Annotated in this window: 22 protein-coding genes; 20 read left to right on the top strand and 2 right to left on the bottom strand. The window is 65.3% G+C overall.

Annotated features, from left to right (window positions below; genetic code table 11):
* Positions 1-77 precede the first annotated feature (77 nt).
* From NG696_RS15590 to dnaE, 17 genes are all read left to right on the top strand, one after another.
* Positions 78-1,718, top strand: a complete 1,641-nt coding sequence (locus NG696_RS15590; protein WP_374208707.1) for a UDP-N-acetylmuramoyl-L-alanyl-D-glutamate--2,6-diaminopimelate ligase — start codon at positions 78-80, stop codon at positions 1,716-1,718.
* Between the two features lie 6 nt (positions 1,719-1,724).
* Positions 1,725-3,191, top strand: a complete 1,467-nt coding sequence (locus tag NG696_RS15585) for a UDP-N-acetylmuramoyl-tripeptide--D-alanyl-D-alanine ligase (RefSeq protein ID WP_252576094.1) — start codon at positions 1,725-1,727, stop codon at positions 3,189-3,191.
* Positions 3,188-4,297, top strand: coding sequence for a phospho-N-acetylmuramoyl-pentapeptide-transferase (mraY, locus tag NG696_RS15580; RefSeq protein ID WP_056342244.1), 1,110 nt, complete (start codon positions 3,188-3,190; stop codon positions 4,295-4,297). The genes NG696_RS15585 and mraY overlap by 4 nt, the downstream gene beginning before the upstream one ends.
* On the top strand, positions 4,279-5,856 hold the full coding sequence (gene murD, locus NG696_RS15575; protein ID WP_252576093.1) for a UDP-N-acetylmuramoyl-L-alanine--D-glutamate ligase: 1,578 nt from the start codon (positions 4,279-4,281) through the stop codon (positions 5,854-5,856). The genes mraY and murD overlap by 19 nt, the downstream gene beginning before the upstream one ends.
* Positions 5,857-5,858: 2 nt before the next feature.
* Positions 5,859-7,232, top strand: coding sequence for a putative lipid II flippase FtsW (gene ftsW, locus NG696_RS15570; protein WP_252569310.1), 1,374 nt, complete (start codon positions 5,859-5,861; stop codon positions 7,230-7,232).
* 6 nt (positions 7,233-7,238) lie between these two features.
* Positions 7,239-8,339 carry an undecaprenyldiphospho-muramoylpentapeptide beta-N-acetylglucosaminyltransferase gene (gene murG, locus NG696_RS15565; protein ID WP_252569308.1) on the top strand — a complete coding sequence of 367 codons (1,101 nt, stop codon included), beginning with the start codon at positions 7,239-7,241 and terminating at the stop codon, positions 8,337-8,339.
* On the top strand, positions 8,336-9,712 hold the full coding sequence (gene murC, locus NG696_RS15560) for a UDP-N-acetylmuramate--L-alanine ligase (protein WP_252576092.1): 1,377 nt from the start codon (positions 8,336-8,338) through the stop codon (positions 9,710-9,712). Before murG ends, murC begins: the two co-directional genes overlap by 4 nt.
* Positions 9,705-10,673 (top strand): cell division protein FtsQ/DivIB, encoded by a 969-nt coding sequence (locus NG696_RS15555; RefSeq protein ID WP_252576091.1) that lies wholly within the window; start codon positions 9,705-9,707, stop codon positions 10,671-10,673. The genes murC and NG696_RS15555 overlap by 8 nt, the downstream gene beginning before the upstream one ends.
* 187 nt (positions 10,674-10,860) lie before the next feature.
* Positions 10,861-12,093, top strand: coding sequence for a cell division protein FtsZ (ftsZ, locus tag NG696_RS15550; RefSeq protein WP_252569303.1), 1,233 nt, complete (start codon positions 10,861-10,863; stop codon positions 12,091-12,093).
* An 8-nt stretch (positions 12,094-12,101) separates the two neighbouring features.
* Positions 12,102-12,791 (top strand): purine nucleoside phosphorylase YfiH/LACC1 family protein, encoded by a 690-nt coding sequence (locus tag NG696_RS15545; protein WP_252576090.1) that lies wholly within the window; start codon positions 12,102-12,104, stop codon positions 12,789-12,791.
* Positions 12,784-13,524, top strand: coding sequence for a YggS family pyridoxal phosphate-dependent enzyme (locus NG696_RS15540; protein WP_252576089.1), 741 nt, complete (start codon positions 12,784-12,786; stop codon positions 13,522-13,524). Before NG696_RS15545 ends, NG696_RS15540 begins: the two co-directional genes overlap by 8 nt.
* 89 nt (positions 13,525-13,613) lie before the next feature.
* Positions 13,614-14,144 (top strand): cell division protein SepF, encoded by a 531-nt coding sequence (locus tag NG696_RS15535; protein ID WP_252569297.1) that lies wholly within the window; start codon positions 13,614-13,616, stop codon positions 14,142-14,144.
* A 120-nt stretch (positions 14,145-14,264) separates the two neighbouring features.
* Positions 14,265-14,552, top strand: coding sequence for a YggT family protein (locus NG696_RS15530; RefSeq protein ID WP_056342216.1), 288 nt, complete (start codon positions 14,265-14,267; stop codon positions 14,550-14,552).
* 177 nt (positions 14,553-14,729) lie between these two features.
* Complete coding sequence (locus NG696_RS15525) at positions 14,730-15,425, top strand: DivIVA domain-containing protein (protein ID WP_252569294.1); 696 nt, start codon at positions 14,730-14,732, stop codon at positions 15,423-15,425.
* Between the two features lie 93 nt (positions 15,426-15,518).
* Entirely contained in the window at positions 15,519-16,109 is a 591-nt protein-coding gene (gene lspA, locus NG696_RS15520; protein ID WP_252569291.1) for a signal peptidase II, read from the top strand.
* Positions 16,102-17,028 (top strand): RluA family pseudouridine synthase, encoded by a 927-nt coding sequence (locus tag NG696_RS15515; RefSeq protein ID WP_252569289.1) that lies wholly within the window; start codon positions 16,102-16,104, stop codon positions 17,026-17,028. Before lspA ends, NG696_RS15515 begins: the two co-directional genes overlap by 8 nt.
* A 50-nt stretch (positions 17,029-17,078) precedes the next feature.
* A complete protein-coding gene (gene dnaE, locus NG696_RS15510; protein WP_252576088.1) occupies positions 17,079-20,636 on the top strand; it encodes a DNA polymerase III subunit alpha in 3,558 nt (1,185 codons plus the stop codon).
* 10 nt (positions 20,637-20,646) lie between these two features.
* Here the strand turns inward: dnaE and NG696_RS15505 are convergent, their stop codons facing one another.
* Positions 20,647-21,144, bottom strand: a complete 498-nt coding sequence (locus tag NG696_RS15505; protein WP_252569284.1) for a flavin reductase family protein — start codon at positions 21,142-21,144, stop codon at positions 20,647-20,649.
* Positions 21,145-21,303: 159 nt separating this feature from the next.
* Between NG696_RS15505 and NG696_RS15500 the strand changes: the two genes are divergently transcribed.
* The 3 genes from NG696_RS15500 (at position 21,304) to nrdR (ending at position 23,881) form a co-directional block, all read left to right on the top strand.
* Positions 21,304-21,837 (top strand): hypothetical protein, encoded by a 534-nt coding sequence (locus NG696_RS15500; RefSeq protein ID WP_252569282.1) that lies wholly within the window; start codon positions 21,304-21,306, stop codon positions 21,835-21,837.
* A gap of 9 nt (positions 21,838-21,846) precedes the next feature.
* Entirely contained in the window at positions 21,847-23,223 is a 1,377-nt protein-coding gene (hisD, locus tag NG696_RS15495; protein WP_252569279.1) for a histidinol dehydrogenase, read from the top strand.
* 151 nt (positions 23,224-23,374) lie between these two features.
* Entirely contained in the window at positions 23,375-23,881 is a 507-nt protein-coding gene (nrdR, locus tag NG696_RS15490; protein ID WP_104063550.1) for a transcriptional regulator NrdR, read from the top strand.
* Between the two features lie 77 nt (positions 23,882-23,958).
* Here the strand turns inward: nrdR and ppgK are convergent, their stop codons facing one another.
* Complete coding sequence (gene ppgK, locus NG696_RS15485; RefSeq protein WP_252569277.1) at positions 23,959-24,762, bottom strand: polyphosphate--glucose phosphotransferase; 804 nt, start codon at positions 24,760-24,762, stop codon at positions 23,959-23,961.
* Positions 24,763-24,779: the final 17 nt, after the last annotated feature.

Genomic DNA, 24,779 nt, shown 5'->3' with positions numbered 1-24,779 from the left:
CAGCAGTTCCCTTAACGCCCGCAGCGGAAGCAGTCTCCCGCGGGCATGATCCACTAGCACCACCATCGGAGATTTCCTTGTCAGAGCAGAAGGCATCAGCTAGCAAGGCGGGGCCGGCAGGGGAACCGGCCGCCGCGCGGTTCAGGCCTACGGCAGTTGCTGCGGTCCGTCTGGACACGATCGGCGACGCAATCGGGGTGCAGGTCCCGGGTGCCTCCGCTGCCATCAGCGTCACGGGAATTTCACTGAATTCGCGAACAGTGGAACAGGGCGACCTGTATGTGGCGCTGCCGGGTGCTTCCCGCCATGGAGCTGACTTCGTGTCGCAGGCGGTCGGCAGGGGAGCGGTGGCAGTACTGACCGACGACGCCGGCGCACGCCTTCTCGCGCTGTCCGCGGACACCGCCGTCCCCGTCCTGGTGGTGGACGGACCGCGCAACGTGGTGGGGCCGCTGTCCGCCATGATCTACCAGAGCCAGCCAACAGCTGGGCGGACGCCGCGCTTGTATGGTGTGACGGGAACCAACGGCAAGACCACCACCACGTACTTCATCAACGCCTTGCTCCGTGCGCTCGGGCAGCAGACGGGCCTGATCGGAACCATCGAAATCGTGGCCGGCGGAGAACCGGTTCCCAGCCTCTTGACCACACCTGAGTCACCGGATCTCCACGGCTTGCTCGCCCTCATGCGGGAACGGGGACTGGACGCCGCGTCCATGGAAGTCTCCTCCCACGCCGTGTCCTTCCAGCGGGTGGACGGTGTGCTCTTCGATATCGCCGGTTTCACGAACCTGACGCAGGACCATCTGGACCTGCACGGCACCATGGAGGACTACTTCGCCGCAAAGGCGGAGCTGTTCTCGCCGGGCCGTGCCCGCAGGGCTGTGGTGACGGTCGACGACGAATGGGGCCGCCGGCTTGCCGCCACGGCACGGATCCCGGTCACCACCCTCTCGATGACACCCGGTGGAGCTCCCAGCGACTGGACCGTTACGGCCACCCATGCGCGCGGATTGGGAACCGACTTCAGCCTGCGGGGACCCGACGGCGTTAACCTCAACGTCCACACCGGCCTGCCGGGCACTTTCAACGTGGCCAACGCCGCGCTGGCCACGGTAATGGTCATGGCCAGCGGAATGGACGCCGCCACCGTGCAGGCCGCCCTGGACCACCAGGACCCCTTCACCGTGGCTGTACCGGGACGGATGCAGCTCGTCTCTGAAGAACCGGCGGCCGTAGTGGACTTCGCCCACAACACTGATGCCCTGGCACGCGCACTGGAAGCGGTCAGGGCACCGCTGCCCGGCTCCCGGGTGATCGTGGTTTTCGGAGCCACCGGACAGCGCGACCAGGGCAAGCGGCCCGCCATGGGAGCCGTTGCCGCAAAGATGGCCGACATCGTCATCGTCACGGATGACGACCCCCACGACGAGGACCCTGCGGCCATCAGGGCAGATGTGCTGGCGGGCGCGCGGTCAGCGCGCGAACAGGAATCGCCAGGGTGTGTCATCGAAGAGGTTTATCCCCGCGGCGCCGCCATCCGGCGCGCCGTAGAACTGGCCGGTCCAAGCGACACCATCCTGGTGGCGGGCCGGGGACATGAGGTCTGGCAGGAAGTCAAGGGCGTCAATCTTGCACTGGACGACCGGGTGGAACTGCGGAACGCCTTGACAGCCAGGGGATTCACCGTTCTCCGAGACGACCGGATAGAGTCCTAGACCGAGATGATTGCACTTACTGCGGCGGAAATCGCCGATATCACACACGGCCGCCTGGACGCCGATCCGGGGATCACGCCCCTTTCGGTGGTCACTGATTCGCGGGAGGCTGCCGCTGGGTCGCTGTACGTGGCGAAACCTGGCGAGCATTCCGATGGCCACGACTTCGTTGCCGCCGCCTTCAGCCGCGGTGCGGTGCTGGTTCTCGCTGAGCGCCCCGTGACGGGGCCGGACGGCGTTAACTATCCGGCTGTCCTGGTTGAGGATGCCGTGCTGGCCATGGGCGCGCTGGCGGCCGAAGCGGTCCGTCGGATCCGCCTGGCCCGGTCTGCTGCAGGCGACGCCCTGACCGTCATCGGGATCACCGGTTCCGCCGGGAAGACCACCACCAAGGACCTCCTCGCCGGCATCCTCACCCATCAGGCCGCCACCGTTGCCCCGCAGGGGTCCTACAACGGCGAGGTGGGCGTGCCGCTCACCGTCTTCCGAGCCGACACCCAAACGCGCTACCTGGTGATCGAGATGGGTGCCACTGGCATCGGGCACATCCGATACCTGGCCGACATGGTGAAGCCTGACATCGGCGTCGTCCTCGGCATCGGCACTGCTCACGCCGGGGAGTTCGGCGGCGTGGAAAACATTGCCCAGGCCAAGGGCGAACTGGTGGAGGCCCTCGCCGCCAGCGGCACCGCCGTCATCAACCTCGACGACGACCGCGTCGCTGCCATGCGCAGCCGCACCGGCGCCACCGTGCTGGGCTTCTCGGCCGAAGGACGCCCTGACGCGACCGTTCGGGCCGAGAATCCAGACACAAACGCTGAGGGCAACCCGGAATTCGGGCTCGTCCTGCCCGGCGCCGAATCAGGCCTGCACGTCAGCAGCCGCCTCATCGGTGCCCACCACACCGGCAACCTCCTCGCCGCAGCAGCGGCCGCGTACGCGGCCGGGGTATCCGGCAAGGACATCGCCGCATCGCTGAGCACACAGTCAGCAGCAAGCCGTTGGCGCATGGAACGCACCGAACGTGCTGACGGCGTGACCATCATCAACGACGCCTACAATGCCAACCCGGAGTCCATGCGGGCGGCCCTGCGCACCCTGGCCGACCTGGGCCGCGGACGGCGCACCTGGGCCGTCCTGGGCGCCATGCTGGAACTGGGACCCGATTCAATCCGTGAACACACCGTTGTGGGCACCCAGGTGGTCCGCCTGAACATTTCCCGGCTGGTCGTCGTCGGCCGCGAAGCCCGCGCACTTTACGTTTCCGCCGTCCAGGAGGGTTCCTGGGGCGACGAATGCGTCTTTGCCGAAACCGCCGAGGACGCCTATGCGCTTCTGAACGCCGAGCTTGAGCCCGGCGACCTGGTGCTTTTCAAGTCGTCCAACAGCGTTGGACTGCGGCATCTGGGCGATCGGATAGCATTACCCCCACAATCCACGGAACCCACCGACGAAGGGAGCGAGCTGCTGTGATTGCACTACTTATCGGCGCAGGACTTGCCCTGCTGTTTGCCTTGGTGGGAACGCCGCTGTTTATCCGCTTGCTTGTCCGCAAGAGCTACGGCCAATTCATCCGTGATGACGGACCCACGTCCCACCACACCAAACGCGGTACGCCCACCATGGGCGGCACCGTGGTGGTGGGCGCGGTCCTGCTCAGCTACGGACTGACCCACCTGATTATGTGGATGATGAACCCGGACTCGGCGGGCCCCTCCGCCTCGGCCCTGATCCTGCTCTTCCTGATGGTCGGCATGGGGCTGGTGGGCTTCCTGGACGATTTCATCAAGATCTCCCGCCAGCGGAGCCTGGGACTGGACGCGAAGGCCAAGCTCATCCTCCAGGCCGCGGTAGGCATAGCCTTCGCCATCCTGGCACTGAACTTTCCCGACCCGGACGGCCTCACGCCGGCCTCGACCAAAATCTCCCTGGTCCGCGACATTCCCTGGCTGGACCTGGCCTTCGCCGGCACGGTGGTCGGCGCAATCCTCTTTGTCCTGTGGTCCAACCTGATCGTCACGGCGGCAACCAACGGCGTGAACCTGACGGACGGCCTGGACGGTCTCGCTGCCGGCGCCTCGGTCATGGTCTTCGGTGCCTACACGCTGATGGGCATCTGGCAGAACAACCAGGCCTGCGGGTCACCGCGGGAAGCTGGCAGCGGCTGCTACTCCGTCCGCGACCCCCTGGACCTAGCGCTCCTGGCAGCCATTCTGAGCGCCGCCCTCGTGGGGTTCCTCTGGTGGAACACCTCCCCGGCCAAGATCTTTATGGGTGACACCGGGTCATTGGCCATCGGCGGCGCAATCGCCGGCTTCGCCATCCTGTCGCGGACGGAACTGCTGCTGGGAATCATCGGCGGCCTGTTCGTCCTCATTACCCTGTCCGTGATCATCCAGGTGGGCTACTTCAAGGCCACCGGCGGTAAACGCGTCTTCAAGATGGCGCCGCTGCAACATCACTTCGAACTCAAGGGCTGGGCAGAAGTCACGGTGGTGGTCCGGTTCTGGATCCTGGGAGGGCTCTTTGTGGCCGTGGGCCTGGGTGTTTTCTACGCTGAATGGGTTGTGCTCCTGTGACTGTTTCTCCCCGCCTGCAAAACCTGGTCAGTTGGGACTCTGATTGGGCGGGACTGCGCGTTGCAGTTACCGGCATCGGAGTGTCCGGGTTCGCCGCGGCAGATACCCTCATCGAACTCGGTGCCCGGGTGGTGGTGGTTGACGCCGCCACGTCCGGGACAGCCAAGGCACAGGCCGACACCCTGAAGATCGTCGGCGCCGTGGACGTGCTCCTGGGCGAGGAAGCCGTCAACAGGATCCCCAAGATCGATGGCAGCTTCCCCGAACTTATCGTGACCTCCCCGGGTTGGCGGCCTGACCAGGCGCTCCTAGCGGCCGCTGCACGCGCCCACATTCCGGTCTGGGGCGACGTCGAGCTTGCCTGGCGCCTGCGGGTCCGGGACGGGCACAAAACCGCTGACTGGCTGACCATCACCGGGACCAACGGCAAAACCACCACGGTGGGCCTGACAGCGTCGATGCTGCAGGCCGCCGGACTGAAGGCAATCGCGGTCGGCAACGTGGGAACCCCCATCCTGGACGCCCTCCGCGACCCCGTGGAGTACGACGTCTTCGCCGTTGAACTTTCCAGCTTCCAGCTGCACTGGGCTGAATCGCTTTCGCCGGTGGCCAGCGTCTGCCTGAACGTGGCTGAAGACCACGTTGACTGGCACGGTTCCTACAACTCTTACCTCGCGGACAAAGCCAAGGTCTACGCACGGACCCAGAAGGCCTGCATCTTCAACGCGGAGCAAATCGAGACCGAACGGATGGTTGAGGACGCCGACGTTGTGGAGGGCTGCCGGGCCGTCGGCTTCACCACACTAACGCCGGCCATCAGCATGCTCGGCGTCGTGGAGGGCCTGCTCGTCGACCGCGCGTTTATCGAGGAACGCAGGGACAGCGCCGCCGAGTTGGCCTCGATGACCGACCTGGGGCAGTTTGCGCCCCGGCACATGGTGGCCAACGCCCTTGCGGCTGCAGCCCTCGTCCGGGCCTACGGTGTGGATGCGAAGGCCGTGCGCCAGGGCATCCAGGATTACGTGCCAGGCAACCATCGCATCCAGCCGGTCGCCAAGGAGAACGGCGTGCTCTGGGTCAACGATTCCAAGGCCACCAACCCGCACGCAGCAGCCGCGTCACTGGCCACATTTGAGAACGTCATCTGGATTGCCGGCGGCCTGTCCAAGGGCGTCAGCTACGACCACCTGGTCCGGGACCACGCCGCCCGGCTCAAGGCTGTGGTACTCATCGGTACGGACACCGCCCCGCTTGCGGACGCCCTGCAGCGACACGCGCCGGATGTCCCCGTGATCATGCCGGAGCCGGGCGACACTGAAAATATGCAGACTGCCGTAACGGGCGGAGCCACCACGGACAGCTCGCCGGATTCCGGTGCGGCCGTGATGTCCCGGGCCGTTGCGTCAGCAGCGAAGCTGGCGGCATCAGGCGACACTGTGCTGATGGCCCCGGCAGCTGCTTCCATGGATCAGTTCTCTTCCTATGCTCACCGCGGCGACGCCTTTATTGAAGCTGTCCGCGAGCTGGTGGAAGGGCAGGCCCAGACCAGCGAGGAGTAACAATGGTCAGCACGCCCACCCGGACGCCGGCCTCACGGCCGCGCGCCGGGCAACCCACTTCTCCCGCTAAGTCCACCGTCACCCTGCCGGACCGGATCCGGGACTGGTACCAGGCCTTCTGGTCCGCGCTGGAAGGAACCGGCACCTCCAAGAACGGCTCAACGTATTACCTGATCCTTGGATCCACGCTGGCCCTGACCGCCATCGGCATCATGATGGTGCTGTCGGCCTCAAGCGTCGAATCCATCGCTGCCGGAAAATCGCCCTACGGCGACGCCCTGAAGCAGGGAATGTTCGCCGCCATTGGCATCTTCACCATGTTTGTCCTCTCGCGCATCAACGTGGTCTGGCTGAAGCGCCTAGCCTGGCCGGGGCTGGGCGCCGCCCTTGTCCTCCTGGTCCTGGTGCAGCTGATCGGTGACGAAGTCAACGGCAACAAGAACTGGATCGACCTGGGCGGCATCACCTTCCAGCCGTCCGAGGCGTCCAAGCTGACGCTTGCACTGTGGATGGCTACTGTCCTGGCCAGGAAAGGGAAGCTGCTGCGGCGCTGGCCCCACGTGCTGATCCCGGCCGTGCCGCTGGCGGGCGGGGTAATCGGCCTGGTCCTGCTGGGCAATGACCTGGGCACGGCCATGATCATCATGATGATCACTGCGGCCGCCCTCTTCTTCGCCGGAGTACCGCTCTACCTGTTCGGTTTCGCCGCCCTGGCCGCCGCCGCCGGTACAGCCGTCATGGCCATCACCAGCTCAAACCGCATGTGCCGCATCACCTCGTGGTGGACGGGCCAGTCCTGTGCCGACGGCATTGACGCCAACTACCAGGCCACCAATGGCCTCTACGGGCTTGCCTCCGGCGGCTGGTTCGGCGTTGGCCTCGGCCAAAGCCGGCAAAAGTACAGCTGGATCCCGGAAGCCCACAACGACTTCATCTTCGCCATCATCGGCGAGGAACTCGGCCTGGTGGGCACCGTCGTCGTGCTTGTCCTTTTTGCCATCCTTGGCGCCGCCATCTACCGCGTAGTGGTGGCGCAGGAGGACATGTTCCACAGGGTGCTGGCCGGCACCATCATGGTGTGGCTGCTGGGGCAGGCCACGGTCAACATGGCCGTGGTGACAGGGCTGATGCCTGTGATCGGCGTGCCGCTGCCGTTCATTTCATACGGCGGTTCGGCATTGCTGATGTCGCTATGCGCCGTGGGGGTGGTGCTGTCGCTCGCCCGCGAACAGATGGCGCCTGCCCTCCGGCCGAAGAAACTGCTCAAATTCGGCGCAAAGAAGGCCGGGGGAGCCACTGGCCGCAAACCTGCTGGCCAGAAAACCGCTGCCCGCAAAACCGCCAGCCCCAAAACAACCGCAAGAAAGCGTACGTAGCACCAAATGACTTCCCAGAACCTGTCCATTGTCCTGGCGGGCGGCGGAACCGCCGGCCACATCAGCCCCCTGCTGGCCATCGCGGCCGCCCTGCGTGCCGCCGCGCCCGGTGCCAGGCTGCTCGCTGTGGGCACGCCCGCCGGCATGGAAACCCGGCTGGTGCCCGCCGCCGGCCTGGAACTGGCCACCATCGACCGGGTGCCGTTTCCGCGGAAACCTTCCGTTGACCTCCTCAAGCTGCCCGCACGCCTGGCCGGGGCGGTCAGGCAGTCCGGACGCATCCTCGACGACGCCTCGGCCGACGTCCTGGTGGGCGTCGGCGGCTACGTCTGCACACCGCTGTACCTCGCCGCCCGGCGCCGGGGAATCCCCATCGTGATCCATGAGGCCAATACCAGGCCCGGCCTGGCCAACCGGGTGGGATCGTTCCTGACCCGTCACGTGGCCACTGCCTTCGACACCACGCGCCTGCGTCACGCCCGCCATGTGGGCATGCCCATGCGGACCGAAATCTCCAGCCTGGACCGGGACGCTGCCCGCGCCGCCGCGCGCGAAGCACTGGGCCTGGATCACACCTCGCCCACGCTGATTGTGACCGGCGGTTCCTCCGGGGCCCAGAGCATCAACCGCGCGGTCGCCGCCTCCGTCCAGGACCTTGGCGCGGCGGGAATCCAGACACTTCACATCACCGGCCGCGGCAAGACGGTCTTAGGGCCCGACGGCGGCCCGCTCGCCGCGCCGGGGTACCGGCAGGTGGAGTACGTGGACGGCATGGAACGGGTGTACGCCGCCGCGGACGTGCTGCTGGCGCGGTCCGGCGCAGCCACGGTCTGCGAAGTGGCCGCCGTGGGTGTACCGGCAGTGTTTGTCCCGCTGCCCATCGGCAACGGCGAGCAGGCGCTCAACGCGGCGGGCCTCGTGAACGCCGGTGGCGCACTCCTGGTCCAGGATAAGGACTTCACCGCGCAGTGGGTGGCGGGCCAGCTCATCCCCCTGGTCACCGACCCCGGCCGTCTGGCCACCATGGCCGCCAGCTCGCGCCGCCTTGGCATCAGAAACGCCGATCAGCGCATGGCTGATCTTGTCCTGGAAGCGGTATCCGCATGATCCCCGCAAGCATCCGCAGCCAGGAGTCCCTGGGCCGCGTCCATTTCATCGGCATCGGCGGGGTGGGAATGTCCGCCGTGGCCCGCATCATGGTGGCCCGCGGCGTCGCCGTCAGCGGGTCGGATGCCAAGGACCTTCCGGTGATGGCGGAGCTGGCTGCCGCCGGGGCGAGGATCGCCGTCGGATACGCCGCCGCCAATCTGGGCGATGCCCAGACCGTGGTGGCCGGCTCGGCGATCCGTGCGGACAACCCCGAACTGGTGGCCGCGCGTGCGGCCGGCCTGCCCGTGCTGCACCGCTCGGAGGCGCTGGCGGCCACCATGGGGGAGGACCTCGTGGTGACCGTGGCAGGAACCCACGGCAAGTCCACCACCACCTCCATGATCACCGTCCTGCTCCAGGGCGCCGGGATGGATCCGTCGTTTGCCATCGGCGCCAACGTGCCTGCGCTCGGCGTCAACGCCGCCCACGGCACGTCAGGGGTCTTTGTGGCCGAAGCGGACGAGTCCGACGGGTCCTTCCTGAACTACAGGCCAAAGATAGCCGTGGTCACTAACGTCGAACCCGATCACCTGGACCACTACGGCACCGCCGAGGCCGTCTACGAGTCCTTCGACCGCTTTACGGAGCTGCTTCCGGCCGACGGCGTCCTGATTGCCTGCGCTGATGACGCCGGCGCCGCAGCCCTCGCAGAGCGCACGCTCGCGCGCGGCAACACCCGGGTGGTGCTGTACGGCACCACTGACGGGTCGGACCTGGTGCTGCACGACGGCGGCCCGGGGGATGTGGCGGTCTCCTCACCCGCCGGGCGGTTCGCCCTGGACCTGCAGGTCCCGGGCCGGCACAACGCGCTGAACGCCGCCGCCGCCGTCGCCGTCGCGCTGGAGCTGGGGGTCGACGCCGAAGCTGCCGCGCGTGCCTTGGCGCACTTCTCGGGCGCTTCCAGGCGCTTTGAACTGAAAGGGGAGGCGCGCGGCGTGCGCGTCTATGACGACTACGCCCACCACCCCACCGAGGTCCGGGCCGCCCTGACGGCGGCACGGTCCGTGGCCGGCGGGCACCGCGTCCATGTTTTGTTCCAGCCGCACCTGTTCTCCCGCACCAGGGAGTTCGCCAGGGAGTTCGCAGAAGCGCTGAACCTGGCAGACACCGCCCTGGTCCTGGACATATACCCCGCGCGCGAAGATCCCATCCCAGGAGTCAGCAGCCAGCTCATCGCCGAGCACCTGTCGCCCGGCGGACGCCTGGTGGAGTCGGGCGGGGCGGTTGCTGCCCTTACGGACGCCGCCGGGCCCGGCGACATCATCCTGACCGTCGGGGCAGGGGATGTCACGGCCTTCGGACCGCAGATCGTGCAGGCTCTCGGTGGGTAGTCCGCGCCGGCCCACCTACGCTTCACCAGGCAGGCGGCAGCCACCCGCGCCAGCGGAACCGGAGGTGATCTCGGCCTCCAAAAGCGCCCCGGAAGCGGACACCCCGTCTTCGCCCGGCCGCAAGAAAGTGAAGGACGCGGACCGGAACCCGCCGGCAGACAAGGCACCGGCAGACAAGGCACCAGCAGGCAAGGTGCCGGCAGGCAAGGCGCCGGCGGGCAAGGCGCCGGCGGGCACCGACAATGTGCTGGCCTTCCCGGAGCCGCCCGGAAAACGCCTTAAGCGGAACATCCTGGTGACCCTGGGCACTGTCCTGGCGTTGGTCTGCGCGCTGCTGGCCGCCGCAATCTTTTCGCCGGCACTCGCCGTAGGCACCGTTACGGTGTCCGGGACCCGGCTCGTCACCACGGAACAGGTGCAGGCCGCACTGGAGCCCCTGAAGGGCAGACCCCTGCCCCAGATCAGCGATGAGGAGGTCAGCCGCCTCCTGGCGCCGCTCGTCCAGATCAAGTCCGTCTCAACCCAGGCGCGCCCGCCGTCCGGGTTGATGGTCCAGGTTTTGGAGCGGGTCCCGGTGGCCCTGGTCAAGCAGGAGGAGCAGTACCAGTTGGTGGATGTGGACGGCGTGGTCCTGGCCAGCCCTGCGGACCCGGCCGCAGTTGCCCTGCCCGTGATCGACGGCGGCGCCGGAACCATCGGCAAGGACCTCTTCCAGGCCACCGCAGCGGTCCTCGGTGCACTCCCGCTGGACGTGCTGTCGAAGCTGTCCAACGCGTCCGCCCAGTCTGTGGACGCCGTTGAGCTCAAACTGGTGGACGGTCAGACCATCATTTGGGGGAATGCGGGGGAGAAGGAGCTCAAGGCCAAGGTGCTTGAAGCCTTGCTCAAAGTTCCCGCGGACCCGAAGAACCCCGTCCGTGTGTACGATGTGAGCGCGCCCCGGCATCCGGTGACGCGCTGAACGCTTTATTTACTCGGTATTCCCGCGACACGCGGCTCCGGTTATTGAATGTCCGAACCATAGGAAATAGCGTTCCAGACATGAGTTACTTGACATAACTATAACCTTCAACTCGAAGGTTAAGGTTCGAAGCTTCAAGCCCGACTCCACAGTTTTCGCAATAGGACACGAACAAGGGACACGTAACGTGGCAGCTCCGCAGAATTACTTGGCCGTCATCAAGGTCGTCGGCATCGGCGGCGGTGGCGTGAACGCAGTCAACCGCATGATCGAGGTCGGTCTTCGCGGCGTCGAATTCATCGCGGTCAACACCGATGCACAGGCATTGTTGATGAGCGATGCAGACGTCAAGCTCGACATCGGACGTGAGCTGACCCGCGGGCTCGGTGCAGGCGCCAACCCCGAGGTGGGCAAGCAGGCTGCGGAGGACCACGCCGACGAAATCGAAGAGGTCATCCGCGGCGCGGACATGGTGTTTGTGACCGCCGGCGAAGGTGGCGGCACGGGCACCGGCGGCGCCCCTGTGGTGGCACGCATCGCCCGGTCTCTCGGAGCGCTGACCATCGGTGTGGTGACCCGCCCGTTCACGTTCGAGGGCCGCCGTCGTGCGGGTTCTGCAGAGGCGGGCATCGACGCCCTCCGCGACGAAGTGGACACGCTGATCGTCATCCCGAACGACAGGCTTCTGTCCATCAGCGACCGCAACGTCTCCGTCCTGGACGCTTTCCGTTCCGCTGACCAGGTCCTGCTTTCCGGTGTCCAGGGCATCACGGACCTCATCACCACCCCCGGCCTGATCAACCTCGACTTCGCGGACGTCAAGTCCGTGATGCAGGGTGCAGGCTCCGCGCTGATGGGCATCGGCTCCGCCCGCGGTGAAGACCGTGCGGTGAAGGCTGCCGAGCTCGCCATTGCATCGCCGCTGCTGGAAGCCTCCATCGACGGCGCCCATGGTGTCCTGCTCTCCATCCAGGGCGGTTCAGATCTTGGCCTGTTCGAAATCAATGAAGCTGCCCGCCTGGTCCAGGAAGTGGCCCACCCCGAAGCCAACATCATCTTCGGTGCCGTGATTGACGATGCCCTCGGTGACGAGGCCCGTGTCACGGTCATTGCCGCCGGTTTCGACGACGTCAAGGCCACCTCTCCCTCCATGGACCAGTCCCAGCCGCACGTCGCACCCCAGCGGCCCGCAGCGGCGCCCGCGCCGGCTCAGGCTCCCACCTCGGGCGGCAGCCACCAGCACAACGTCCAGCCAGTCCACGCCGGAGTCGGCGCGTCAGGCCTAAGCAACTGGGGCCAGCAGCGCCCGTCGTCGGTCCCCGCCGATTCAGGTTTCGACGTCGACCTGCCCTCGGTAGTGGAGCCGGACCTCTCAGGGAACCGCGTCGATGACCTGGATGTCCCCGACTTCCTGAAGTAGGGCCCGGGTTGTTCTATTGGCGGGCCGAAGTGTCTGCTGGCGTGAGTGTGGCGTTTACAGACACCCGGGCCGGCAATCTCGCCCTGCACGTCGGGGACAACGCCGTTGACGTTCTCCAGCGCCGGGAGGCGCTGGAGAACGCGGCCGGCATGGCCCGTGGTTCCCTCCGGTTCATGGAGCAGGTCCACGGCACGGCCGTGGAAATGATGGAGCCGGCCACGCCTGCGCCGACCGCTGATGCCATGGTGTCGCGGGGAATGCCGCTGGCGGTCATGGTGGCCGACTGCATCCCGGCAGTACTCGTAGGGGAAGGACCAGACGGTCCGGTCCTCGCCGCCGTGCACGCAGGCCGCCCGGGGATAGAAAACGGCATTCTCCCGGCGGCAGTGGAGCGGATGCGCTCAGCTGGGGCCACCGCCATCCGTGCCTGGCTGGGCCCGTCAATCTGCGGGCGTTGCTATGAGGTGCCCGCCGAACTGCGCGCCCAAGTAGCTGCCCAGGTGCCGGCGACCTGGGCTGCCACGTCCTGGGGCACGCCGGCACTGGATCTCCCGGCGGGGGCGAAGAGCCAACTTGAAGCTGCCGGCGTCGTCATTGAATATGCGGGTCCGTGCACGCTTGAAAACGAAGAGCTTTTCTCTTACCGCAGGTCCAACACCACCGGGCGCTTCGCGGGACTGGTGTGGTCGCATGAATGAGGGCACTGTGGAGGACAACGCCGAACGGATGGCTGATCTGGCGGAGCGCCTCGCCGCCGTGCAGCGGCGCATTGAAGCCGCCGTCGAAGACTCAGGCCGGGCGGGGGAACTGCCGACGCTGATTGTGGTCACCAAGTTCCATCCGGCCGCCGACATCAGGCGCCTGGCTGCGCTGGGCGTCCGCGACGTCGGCGAAAACAGGGACCAGGAAGCCTCCTCGAAGGCGGCCGAACTGGCAGGCCTCGGACTCAACTGGCACTTCGTCGGGCAGCTGCAGAGCAAAAAAGCGAAATCCGTGGTGAAGTATGCCCATGCGCTCCATTCCGTGGACCGGCTGGCCCTGGTGGACAGCCTCGAGCGCGCCATCGCCGCGGAACAGGAGCGGACGGGCCGGGGAGCCCTGCAGTGCTTCATCCAGGTCAGCCTCGACGACGACGCCGGCGCGCACCGCGGCGGCGTGGCCGCGGCGGAGGTAGCACTCCTGGCCGAGCGGCTGGCGGCTGCGGCAGGACTGGAACTGGCGGGCGTTATGGCTGTCGCCCCGTTGGGCGCCAGTCCGCAGGCGGCGTTCGAAAAGCTGGCAGCCATCTCGGCAGCCTTGGTAGCGGAGCATCCCGGCGCGACGGCCATCTCGGCGGGCATGAGCCAGGACCTGGAAGCGGCCATCCGTTTCGGTGCGACACACCTGCGAATCGGTTCCGATATTCTCGGATCGCGTCCTGACGTGGGGTAGCGTCGAACCCATAGGAAGTGAGTGGCGGGGGATTCAAAGGCTGTCAAGTCATTGGGCGGCCCGCCTACGGACACGATTAGGAGTCGACCATGGCCGGCGCTCTGCGCAAGACAATGATCTATCTTGGGCTCGCCGATGGCGATGAACACTACGAGTCCGAGCACACCACAACACGTAAGGACGAGGACGATTCGATGGAAGTTGACCGCGAGGAACGCCGTTCACCGGCACCCGTCCGCGACGTCAGCCGCGAGTCATCACACGCCCCCGAAGAGGAATACCGCGCACCAGTGACCCCCATCAAGCGTGCGGCCTCAAGCCGCGAAGAACCGTCCGGGCTTCGGCAGATCACCACGATCCACCCGCGGTCCTACAATGACGCCAAGCTCATCGGTGAGAGTTTCCGGGACGGCATCCCCGTCATCATGAACGTCACCGACATGGGCGAAGCGGACGCCAAGCGTCTCGTTGACTTCTCGGCCGGCCTGGTTTTTGGTCTCCGGGGCAGCATCGAACGGGTCACCAACAAGGTTTTCCTGCTGTCACCGTCGTACATTGAGGTCATTGGCGATGACAAGAAGGTCAGCGAGACCCAGGCCAGCTTCTTCAATCAAAGTTAGCCCTGAGCTTATTCCGGATGCCAGACAGGTACACCTGTCTGGCATCTGTGCTGAAATAGACAAGAAACATTGGCAGGGCACCGCGGTATCCGGAATGGACATGGAGATATGAGTTAAGTCATGGGAATTGTTTTCGGACTTGTCTATATCGCCCTTTTGCTGTTCTTCGTGGCGCTGATCATCCGGCTGGTCTTTGACTGGGTCCAGATGTTTGCCAGGGAATGGCGTCCGCGTGGTGTTGCCCTCGTGGTGGCCCACACGGTGTACTCGATCACCGATCCGCCACTCAAGGGGCTCCGGAGGCTGATCCCGCCGTTGAGGCTCGGCGGCGTGACTTTGGACCTCGGGTTTCTGGTCCTGTTCATCGCCGTCAGCATCGCGATGGCGGTCACCAGGGGTTTCGCGTAATCTTCGACAAGACCTAGCGGCGCAGGCGAAGTTCCTGGAATTTGAACTCCCTCTGAGCCGCGAAGAAATCTCCGGTTTGACACCCAGTGTTGAATTAGAGGAACCAGACAATATTTAGGTACCGTAGTTTTGACGGCCGGAAGGCCTACTGACTAACTAGACCAATGAGGTGACCAGATGGCTTTGACGCCAGAAGACGTTGTCAACAAGCGCTTTCAGCCGACCAAGTTCCGCGAAGGCTACGACCAGGATGAAGTTGATGACTTCCTGGACGAGATCGTTGTGGAACTCAGGCGCCTGAACCAGGAGAACGACGAGCTCCGCAAGAAGCTTGCAGAATCAGGTTCCGGCGTGCCGGCCAGCTCCGCTGCGTCCGCCCCGGTGGTCGAGAAGGTTCCCGCACCCGTCAAGGCTGACAAGGTTGAGTCCCCGGCGAAGGCCGAGGTCGAGGCGAAAGCTCCCGACGCCGCCAAGAAGAAGGAAGCCGAGCCGTCAGCACCTGTTGCAGCCGTCCAGGCTGCTGCGCCCGCCGCGTCCAACGGAAGCACGGTTTCGGCCGAGTCCGCTGCCGGTCTGCTCGCCATGGCGCAGCAGATGCACGACCGTCACGTCGCCGACGGTCAGTCCCAGAAGGACAAGATCATCGCAGAGGCCCAGATCGAGGCCAGCAGCCTGGTCAACGATGCCCAGGAGAAGTCCCGGAAGATCCTCGGTGCCCTCGAGCAGCAGCGCTCCGTCCTGGAACGCAAGGTAGAGCAGCTCCGCGGCTTCGAACGCGACTACCGCTCACGCCTGAAGGCCTACATTGAAGGCCAGCTGCGCGACCTTGACGCCCGCGGTTCCGTGGCGGCGCCTGAGGTTGAAGCGAACTAGTTCGTCAAGCACGTATTCTGAGAACCGGTGGCTGAGGATTCCTCGGCCGCCGGTTTTTGGGATTTAACATCGTTTTTACAAAATGAAAGCACCATGACTGACCACCTCGCCGCTGACGCCGCAAACCCTTCTCCTTCATCGGCCCGCCCCCGGCGGGCACTCCTGCTCTCGCTCTTCGCCGGTTTTGCGGTCTTTGCGTACGTCCTGGACCAGCTGACAAAACTGTGGGTGACGTCCTCGATGGTGGAAGGTGAACGCATCCCGGTGCTGCCGCCTCTCCTGCACTGGTACTTCATCCGCAATTCCGGCGCCGCATTTTCGATCGGGGAAAATGTCACGTGGGTGTTCTCCATCATCATGGCCGGCGTCTCCATCGCCATCCTGTTCCAAGTGCGCAAGCTGGGCTCGGGATGGTGGTCGCTGGCACTGGGTCTGCTCCTGGGCGGGGCCCTGGGCAACCTGACGGACAGGCTCTTCCGGGAGCCCTCGTTCGGGATGGGGCATGTGGTGGATTTCATCCAGCTGCCGAATTTTGCGATCTTCAACATTGCGGATTCCGCGGTGGTCTCAGCAGTGGTCATCATTTGTATCCTTACGTTGCGGGGGATCGCCCTTGACGGTTCACGGCACGTCGCGGCGCCACGGAAAGAGGCGGCCCAGCCGAAGGACACGGACGGTGTCTGAGCGTGTGGTGGTCGCCGACGAATTCGGTGGAACGCGGGCGGACGCAGGGCTCGCCAAGCTGATGGGGATTTCCCGGTCAATGGCCGCGACCCTTATTGCTGAAGGCAACGTGGTGAGCCGCGGCAAGAAGCTCGGCAAGTCCGCGCGGTTGGTTGCCGGCGATGTCCTGGAAGTGACGGTGCCTGAACGACGGGACCCGCTCGAAGTGGTGGAGGAAGTTGTGGAAGGCCTGAAAATCCTGCTGGACGACGACGAATTTGTCGTTGTGGACAAGCCGGTGGGCGTTGCCGCGCATCCTTCGCCCGGCTGGGTAGGGCCCACCGTGGTTGGCGGACTCGCCGGAGCCGGCTTCCGGATCTCGACGTCGGGTTCCCCTGAGCGGGTGGGTATCGTGCACCGGCTCGACGTCGGCACGTCCGGGGTGATGGTGGTGGCCAAAACGGAGCGCGCCTATACGGCCCTGAAGCGGGCCTTCAAGGAGCGCACCGTGGAGAAGGTCTACCACGCGGTGGTCCAGGGGCTCCCGGACCCACTCGAGGGCACCATCGACGCACCAATCGGGCGCCACCCCGGACACGACTGGCGTTTTGCCGTGATCGAAGACGGCCGGCCGTCGATCACGCACTATGAGGTGCTCGAGGCTTTTGGCAAGGCCACGCTGGTGGAGGTGCACCTTGAGACAGGGCGCACACACCAGATCCGTGTCCACTTTTCAGCGTTGCGGCACCCATGCGCCGGAGATCTTACCTACGGGGCGGATCCTCGGCTCGCCGCCACCTTGGGCCTGACCCGGCAATGGCTCCATGCCCGGCAGCTCGGCTTCGACCACCCGGCAACGGGGGAGCGCGTGACCGTTACCAGCGAATACCCGCAGGATCTGGCCTTTGCCCTCCAGGTCCTGGAGTCCGGGGAGGCCTAGCGGCTGGGTCGCTGGGCCCTTGGTGGTCCGCCAGCGCTTAGAATGGTGCGGTGACTTCCAGCAATGCCTCGTTCGTCCATCTCCACAACCACACCGAATACTCCATGTTGGACGGCGCAGCCCGCCTGGGTGAGCTCTTCAACGAGACTGAACGCCTCGGGATGCCGGCCCTGGCCACCACCGACCACGGGTACCTGTTCGGGGCTTTCGATTTCTGGAAGCGGGCCACGGACCAGGGGATCAAGCCGATTATCGGCGTCGAAGCCTACGTCACCCCGGGCACCGCGCGGACGGACAAAAGCCGTGTCCGCTGGGGCGAGGAACACCAGCGCAAGGACGACATCTCCGGCGGTGGTTCCTACACTCACATGACGCTGCTGAGCTATAACAACGTCGGCATGCGAAACCTCTTCCGGGCCTCGTCCATTGGCTCGCTCGACGCAGTTTTCGGCAAGTGGCCGCGTTTGGACCGTGAGCTCTTGAACACGTACTCCGAAGGCCTGATCGCCACTACTGGCTGCCCTTCGGGGGAGGTCCAGACCCGGCTGCGGCTGGGCCAGTACCGCGAGGCCATGGAAGCCGCCTCGGAATTTCGTGACATTTTCGGTGCGGAGAACTATTTCTGCGAACTGATGGACCATGGCCTGGACATCGAACGCCGGGTCACGGGGGACCTGCTGCGGCTGGCCAAGGATCTGAACCTGCCACTGGTGGCCACCAACGACCTGCACTACACCCACGAACACGACGCCAAGGCGCACGAGGCCCTCCTAGCCATCCAGTCGGGTTCCACGCTGCTGGAGCCATCGTATGACAACGGCGGCTCCCGGTTCGCGTTCTCCGGCAGCGGCTACTACCTCAAGTCCCCGCAGGAGATGCGGGAGCTGTTCAGGGACCACCCGGATGCTTGCGACAACACCCTGCTGATCGCCGAGCGCTGCGATGTCTCGTTCAACACCGGCGCAAACTACATGCCGCGGTTCCCGTGCCCGCCGGGCGAGGACGAGACATCCTGGCTGGTCAAGGAAGTTGCCACCGGACTGGAATACCGGTACCCGGGCGGCGTTCCGGACAAAGTCCGCACCCAGGCTGACTACGAGCTCGAAGTCATCACCTCCATGGGGTTCCCGGGATACTTCCTGGTGGTGGCCGACTTCATCAACTGGGCGAAGAAAAACGGCATCCGCGTCGGTCCGGGCCGAGGCTCCGGAGCCGGGTCCATGGTGGCGTACGCCATGCGCATCACGGACCTGGATCCGCTCCTGCACGGCCTGATCTTTGAACGGTTCCTCAACCCGGACCGTGTGTCCATGCCTGACTTCGACGTTGACTTCGATGACCGACGCCGGTCCGAGGTCATCGACTATGTGACCCGGAAATACGGCGACGAGCGCGTGGCCATGATTGTCACGTACGGCACCATCAAGACCAAGCAGGCGCTGAAGGACTCCTCCCGTGTGCTGGGTTACCCCTTCAGCATGGGCGAGCAGCTGACCAAGGCGCTCCCGCCGGCCGTGATGGCCAAGGACATCCCGCTCGCCGACATCCAGAACAAGGACTCAAAGCGCTACAGCGAGGCCGGTGACTTCCGCCAGCTGATCGCAACTGATCCCGAGGCCGCCAAGGTCTTCGAGACGGCTCTCGGCATTGAGGGGCTGAAGCGCCAGTGGGGCGTGCACGCCGCCGGCGTCATTATGTCCTCGGACCCCATCATCGATGTCATCCCGGTCATGCGGCGCATCCAGGACGGCCAGGTGATCACGCAGTTCGACTACCCCACCTGCGAGGGCCTGGGCCTGATCAAGATGGACTTCCTCGGCCTGCGGAACCTAACGATCATTTCCGACGCCCTGGAGAACATCAAACTCAACCGCGGACTGGACCTGGACCTGGACAGCCTGGCCCTTGACGACGTGGCCTCGTATGAACTGCTGGCCCGGGGCGACACCCTGGGCGTGTTCCAGCTGGATGGCGGCCCCATGCGCTCCCTGCTGAAGCTGATGAAGCCTGACAACTTCGAAGACATCTCCGCCGTACTCGCGCTCTACCGCCCCGGTCCGATGGGCGCCAACGCGCACACCGACTACGCGCTGCGCAAAAACGGGATCCAGGAAGTCATCCCGATCCACCCCGAACTCAAGGAACCGCTGGCTGAAATCCTCGGCGGCACCTACGGCCTGATCGTCTATCAGGAGCAGGTGATGGCCGTAGCCCAGAAACTCGCCGGCTATTCCCTGGGGCAGGCAGACATCCTGCGGCGCGCCATGGGTAAGAAGAAGAAATCCGAGCTGGACAAGCAGTTCGCAGGTTTCTCCCAGGGCATGCAGGACAACGGCTACTCCATGGCGGCCGTCAAGACCCTGTGGGACATCCTGCTGCCGTTCTCCGACTACGCCTTCAACAAGGCCCACTCCGCCGCGTATGGCGTGATCTCCTACTGGACCGCCTACCTGAAGGCGCACTTTGCTCCGGAGTACATGGCTGCGCTGCTGACGTCCGTCGGTGACGACAAGGACAAATCGGCAATCTACCTCAACGAATGCCGGCGCATGGGAATCACCGTGCTGCCGCCGGATGTGAACGAATCCGCGCTGAACTTCACCCCGGTGGGCACCGACATCCGCTTCGGCATGGGCGCCATCCGCAACGTGGGCGTCAACGCCGTCGAAGCGATGGTGGCCGCGCGCGACAAGGAAGGCGCCTACACTTCCTTCAAGGACTACCTCATGAAGGTCCCCGCGGTGGTCTGCAACAAGCGGACCATTGAATCCCTGATCAAGGCCGGAGCCTTCGATTCCCTCAACCACCACCGGCGCGCGCTGGCGATGATCCATGAAGAGGCCATCGACTCCGTCATCACCCTCAAACGAAACGAAGCGATCGGCCAGTTCGATCTCTTCGCCGGTTTCGAGGAGGCCGAATCCGAAGCGTCGCTGAGCATCGAGATTCCCGACCTGCCGGAATGGGAGAAGAAGGACAAGCTCTCGTTTGAGCGCGACATGCTCGGCCTGTATGTGTCAGACCACCCGCTGCAGGGCCTGGAAGGACTCCTCAGCCAGCACGCGGACCAGTCCATCACCTCGATCATCGGCGAAGACGGGCCGCACGACGGCGCCATCGTCACCATCTCCGGCATGATCACCTCGCTCAGCCGCAGGATCGCCAAGGCGAGTGGCAACGCCTATGCCCGTGCCGAAATCGAAGACCTCGGCGGCTCCATGGAGGTGATGTTCTTCGGCCAGGTCTACGGCCCCATCGCCTCGGTCCTTGCCGAGGACCTGATCGTGGTGGTCAAGGGCCGCCTGCAGCGGCGGGACGACGGCGCCGTGACGCTGAACTGCATGGAACTGTCCGTTCCCGACCTCAGTGAAGGAACCAACGGCCCCGTGCTCATTTCGATGCCTACCCACAAGGCAACCGAGGCTGTTGTCACCGAACTGGGCGATGTCCTTCGGAACCACCGGGGGAACTCGGAAGTCCGGCTGCACCTGCAGGGGGACACCCGGACGGAAGTCATGGGCCTCCCCGTCCATCTCAGGGTCAACCCCAGTCCGTCATTGTTCGGCGACCTGAAGGTGCTCCTGGGCCCAACCTGCCTTGATAACTAGGTCCCGATAGTCAGATCTCGTAGTCCAGCGGGACCGGCTGGCCATAGCCGCCGGAGTGGTACAGGAGCGGCGAACCGTCGTCGCCCACTTCGCCGTCCACAACTTCAACCACCACCACGGCATTGTTCTCGAAGGACAGCCGCATCTGGATCTTGCCGATCAGCCAGCCCGCGACGTCTTTGAGGATCGGGACCTCGTGCGGGCCAAGTTCCCAGTGGTCCCCGCCGAACCTGTCCTTGGTGCGCGCGAAACGGTCCGCCAGCGCCTGGTTTTCCAGGCCCAGCATGTGGACGCCGAGGTGGCTGGCATTGGCCACGGCCGGCCAGGAACTTGAACTGCGGGCCATGTTAAAAGTGAACCGCGGCGGCTGTGCTGACAGTGACGCCACGGACGTGGCGGTAAAGCCGTAGGGCTCGCCCTGGTAGTTCACGGTGATGATGGCGACTCCGGCAGCATGCCGCCGGAACATTTCCTTGAAGGTGCCCTCGAACGGCGTTTTGTCTGTCATCTTGAGATTTGCTCCCTGAAAAGCAGGCTGAAGTGGACTCTTCCTTAAGGGTATTAGTCCCCGCCGGAGAGGGAGCAATCGCTGGACCCGGCACGTCATCTGTCAAGACTGCCCACGTCATTTGATCGGCCATGCCCGACAATTGTTAAGGTTTATGTCATGAGACAACACATCAGCCGCCGGTCTTCCCGGCCGCCGTGGAAATGGTTTGCCGCTGCTGCTGCCGGTGGCGTTCCCGTCGGCCTGCTGTGGTGGCTGCTCGCCCCGGGGGGGATGAACCTGATCACGCGCAACCCCGCCCTGGCCGACGGGACCAATCCGGAGGTATGGCTGCTCAGGGACCTCACCCTTGCTGGGCTTTGTGTTTTCGCAGGGTGCCTGGTGGCCGTCTTCCTGACCGATAAAGGCGGCCGCGATGCGCAGGCGGCCTTCCTCCTGGGCCTGGCCGGCGGACTGGGCGGCGCCCTGATCGCGTGGCTGACCGGCGTGCTTGCCGGCCAGCTGTGGGGCGGCCCCGCAGATACGTCTGTCAATGCCAGCGTCGCGTTCTCGCTCCGGTCCCTGCCCGTGCTTATCCTGTGGCCGGCCGCGACTGCCACGTCCGTGTTTGTCCTGAGCCTGATAAACCTGCTCAAGAGCGGGCCCGGGAGTGCGGGCACGCCGGTAGCCGAAGGCAACGCGCCCGGCGCGTAAAATGGACCGGTGACCATTTCTCCTGAACTTCCTGCCACCCCGCCTGCCGCCGCTGTCAGCTTCCGGACGGTCGACCTTCGGGGCAGGGGCCTGACGCTTGCCGGGTTGCGCGCCGCTGTTCCCCGCGCCCGGCAGCACACCGTGGCGGATGCGGAACAGAAAGTGCTGGACATCATCAAGGACGTCCGCGAGGACGGCTTCGCAGCCCTCAGCGACCTGGCACTTCGTTTCGACGGAGTGCAGCAGGTCCATCCGCGCGTCCCGGCGGCCTCGTTGGCCCGGGCGCTGGCGGAGCTGGATCCGGCTGTGCGCGACGCGCTGGAAGAATCCATCAGCCGAGCCCGGCGCTTCGCGGACGGGCAGCGGCCCCGGGATCTCGACGTCGAACTCGGCGACGGTGCGCTGGTGAGCCAGAACTGGGTGCCAGTATCGCGGGTCGGCTTGTACGTCCCCGGCGGCCTCGCCGTCTATCCGTCGTCGGTCATCATGAATGTTGTACCGGCGCTTGCCGCGGGAGTGCAGTCCATCGCCCTGGCATCGCCGCCGCAGAAGGACTTCGGCGGCCTCCCGCACCCCACGATCCTCGCGGCAGCGGCCCTGCTCGGCATCGACGAGGTCTACGCCATCGGCGGGGCCCAGGCCATCGCTGCGTTCGCCTACGGCGTGCCGGCACACGACGTCGGGCCGGCGCTGGAGCCTGTTGATGTAGTCACGGGTCCGGGAAATATTTTTGTGGCTACGGCGAAGCGCCTGGTCAAGGGTGTGGTGGGAATTGATTCCGAGGCGGGGACCACCGAAATCGCCATTCTGGCTGATTCAACGGCGCAACCTGACCTGGTGGCAGCAGACCTGATCAGCCAGGCGGAGCACGACCCCCAGGCAGCTTCCGTGCTCATCACGGACTCGGAGGACCTGGCCGCGGCAGTCCGTACCGAACTGGACCGGCAGGCGGCCGACACCAAGCACTCCGCACGCGTATGCGAGGCGCTCTCCGGCCCGCAGTCGGGAGTTGTCCTGGTAGAGGACATGGAACAAGGCATTGCCGCCTGCGACGCCTACGCCGCTGAACACCTTGAAATCATGACCGCTGACGCGCCGGCGGTCGCTGCCCGGATCCGGAACGCCGGGGCGATCTTTGTGGGGGACTACAGTCCTGTCAGCCTGGGCGACTACTGCGCTGGCTCCAACCACGTCCTGCCCACCAGCGGGACCGCGGCGTTTTCCTCCGGACTGAACGTCACCACTTTCCTGCGCGCCATCCAGGTCATCAACTACAGCCGGGCCGCGCTGCAGGAAGTCAGCGGCCACATCGTGAGCCTGGCCGGTGCCGAGGACCTGCCGGCGCACGGTGAAGCGGTCACGGCGCGCTTCCGCGAGGCCAACTGACGCAGCAGGCCTGCGGGGCAGGCCGCAGGCACCACTACATGTGGTAATTACAGGATTGTTATTCCGCTACATGTAGTCGTAAACTGAGAGGTGGAGAGGTCCGTCGGGGCCGGAAACATCGGCGCCGGAAGACATCGAGGGAGGGGACACCATGTACTGTCCATTTTGCCGCAATCCGGACTCCCGTGTCGTGGACAGCCGCATGGCCGATGACGGCTCGGCCATCCGCCGCCGCCGGCAGTGCCCCGAATGCGGCCGCAGGTTCACCACCGTGGAAACCACCAGCCTTTCGGTGATCAAACGCTCCGGGGTGGGCGAACCCTTCAGCCGCAGCAAAGTCATCAACGGCGTGCGCAAGGCATGCCAAGGCCGGCCTGTCAGCGAAGATGACCTGGCGCTCCTTGCCCAGGAGGTGGAGGAGCAGATCCGTGCCTCGGGCGCGGCCGAGATCGACGCCCATGAAGTTGGCCTGATCATCCTTGGTCCGCTGCAGAAGCTTGACCAGGTGGCCTACCTACGTTTTGCCAGCGTGTACCAGGCCTTCGAATCCCTTGAGGACTTCGAGACCGCCATTGCCCTGCTCCGCCACGAGTCCGTGGAAGAAGGCACGCAACCCGCGGCGGCGCCGGCGAAGAGCTCCGAAAAGAGCCCCCTGTAAGCTCCGGTGGTGGCCGCGGAGGGGAAGCCGCCGCCACCACCGGCACCGGCTGCCCCTCGGCGCCGGGCAGCCACCGGCTACTTTGTGAGTTTGTGCTTTACGGCAATTTCGACGGCGGCACCGACGATCCCGGCCTCATTCTTGAGTTCGGCCGGCACGATCCGGGTGCGCAGTTTGAGGTGCGGCAGGTATTCGTCTGCGCGCTTGGAGATGCCACCGCCCACGATGAACAGCTCGGGCGAGAACAGGAATTCGACGTGGGAGAAGTAGCGCTGCAGCAGGACGCTGTATTCCTCCCAGCTCAGTCCGTCCCGTTCGCGGGCCACGGCTGAGGCTTTGCTTTCGGCGTCAAAGCCGTCGATCTCCAAGTGCCCCAGTTCTGCGTTGGGGACGAGGCGGCCGTCGAAGATGAATGCAGAGCCAATTCCCGTGCCCAGGGTGATCACCAGGACAGTGCCGTCCACCCCCTGACCCGCACCAAAACGGGCCTCCGCCAGCCCGGCGGCGTCGGCGTCGTTAATGACCTCCACCGGGCGGCCAAGCCGTGCCGTCAGCAAAGCATCAATGTCGGTGTGGAGCCAGGTCTTGTCCACATTGGCCGCCGAATGGACCACGCCATGCTGGATGATGCCGGGGAAGGTGACGCCCACGGGCGAATCCGCGGCCGGAGCCTCCGGGCGGCTTGAAAGCTCGGCAACGACCTGCGCCACGACGTCGGCTACGGCGTCAGGGGTGGCGGGCTGGGGCGTAGGCACGCGGAACCGCTCACCCAGCAGCTTGCCTTTTTTCAGGTCGACGATGCCGCCCTTGATTCCCGTGCCGCCGATGTCGATGCCGATCAGCGGGGCGTTCTTGTGCGACTTCTCGTCCTTCTTGGCCAATGTTATTCCGTTCGTGG

The organism is Pseudarthrobacter cellobiosi (assembly GCF_023913755.1).
Classification (GTDB): Bacteria; Actinomycetota; Actinomycetes; order Actinomycetales; family Micrococcaceae; genus Arthrobacter; species Arthrobacter cellobiosi.
Note: the sequence above shows the minus strand (reverse complement) of the source record. Positions and strands in the feature narration are given on the sequence as shown.

What these genes read in the sequence shown, in the direction of transcription:
- murC (WP_252576092.1), top strand. Translation starts at nt 8,336, where the DNA reads ATGATCCCCGCAAGCATCCGCAGCCAGGAGTCCCTGGGCCGCGTCCAT.
- NG696_RS15540 (WP_252576089.1), top strand. Translation starts at nt 12,784, where the DNA reads ATGAATGAGGGCACTGTGGAGGACAACGCCGAACGGATGGCTGATCTG.
- NG696_RS15500 (WP_252569282.1), top strand. Translation starts at nt 21,304, where the DNA reads ATGAGACAACACATCAGCCGCCGGTCTTCCCGGCCGCCGTGGAAATGG.
- NG696_RS15535 (WP_252569297.1), top strand. Translation starts at nt 13,614, where the DNA reads ATGGCCGGCGCTCTGCGCAAGACAATGATCTATCTTGGGCTCGCCGAT.
- NG696_RS15585 (WP_252576094.1), top strand. Translation starts at nt 1,725, where the DNA reads ATGATTGCACTTACTGCGGCGGAAATCGCCGATATCACACACGGCCGC.
- nrdR (WP_104063550.1), top strand. Translation starts at nt 23,375, where the DNA reads ATGTACTGTCCATTTTGCCGCAATCCGGACTCCCGTGTCGTGGACAGC.
- lspA (WP_252569291.1), top strand. Translation starts at nt 15,519, where the DNA reads ATGACTGACCACCTCGCCGCTGACGCCGCAAACCCTTCTCCTTCATCG.
- ftsW (WP_252569310.1), top strand. Translation starts at nt 5,859, where the DNA reads ATGGTCAGCACGCCCACCCGGACGCCGGCCTCACGGCCGCGCGCCGGG.
- murD (WP_252576093.1), top strand. Translation starts at nt 4,279, where the DNA reads ATGGGTTGTGCTCCTGTGACTGTTTCTCCCCGCCTGCAAAACCTGGTC.
- NG696_RS15525 (WP_252569294.1), top strand. Translation starts at nt 14,730, where the DNA reads ATGGCTTTGACGCCAGAAGACGTTGTCAACAAGCGCTTTCAGCCGACC.
- NG696_RS15505 (WP_252569284.1), bottom strand. Translation starts at nt 21,144, where the DNA reads ATGACAGACAAAACGCCGTTCGAGGGCACCTTCAAGGAAATGTTCCGG.
- NG696_RS15530 (WP_056342216.1), top strand. Translation starts at nt 14,265, where the DNA reads ATGGGAATTGTTTTCGGACTTGTCTATATCGCCCTTTTGCTGTTCTTC.
- murG (WP_252569308.1), top strand. Translation starts at nt 7,239, where the DNA reads ATGACTTCCCAGAACCTGTCCATTGTCCTGGCGGGCGGCGGAACCGCC.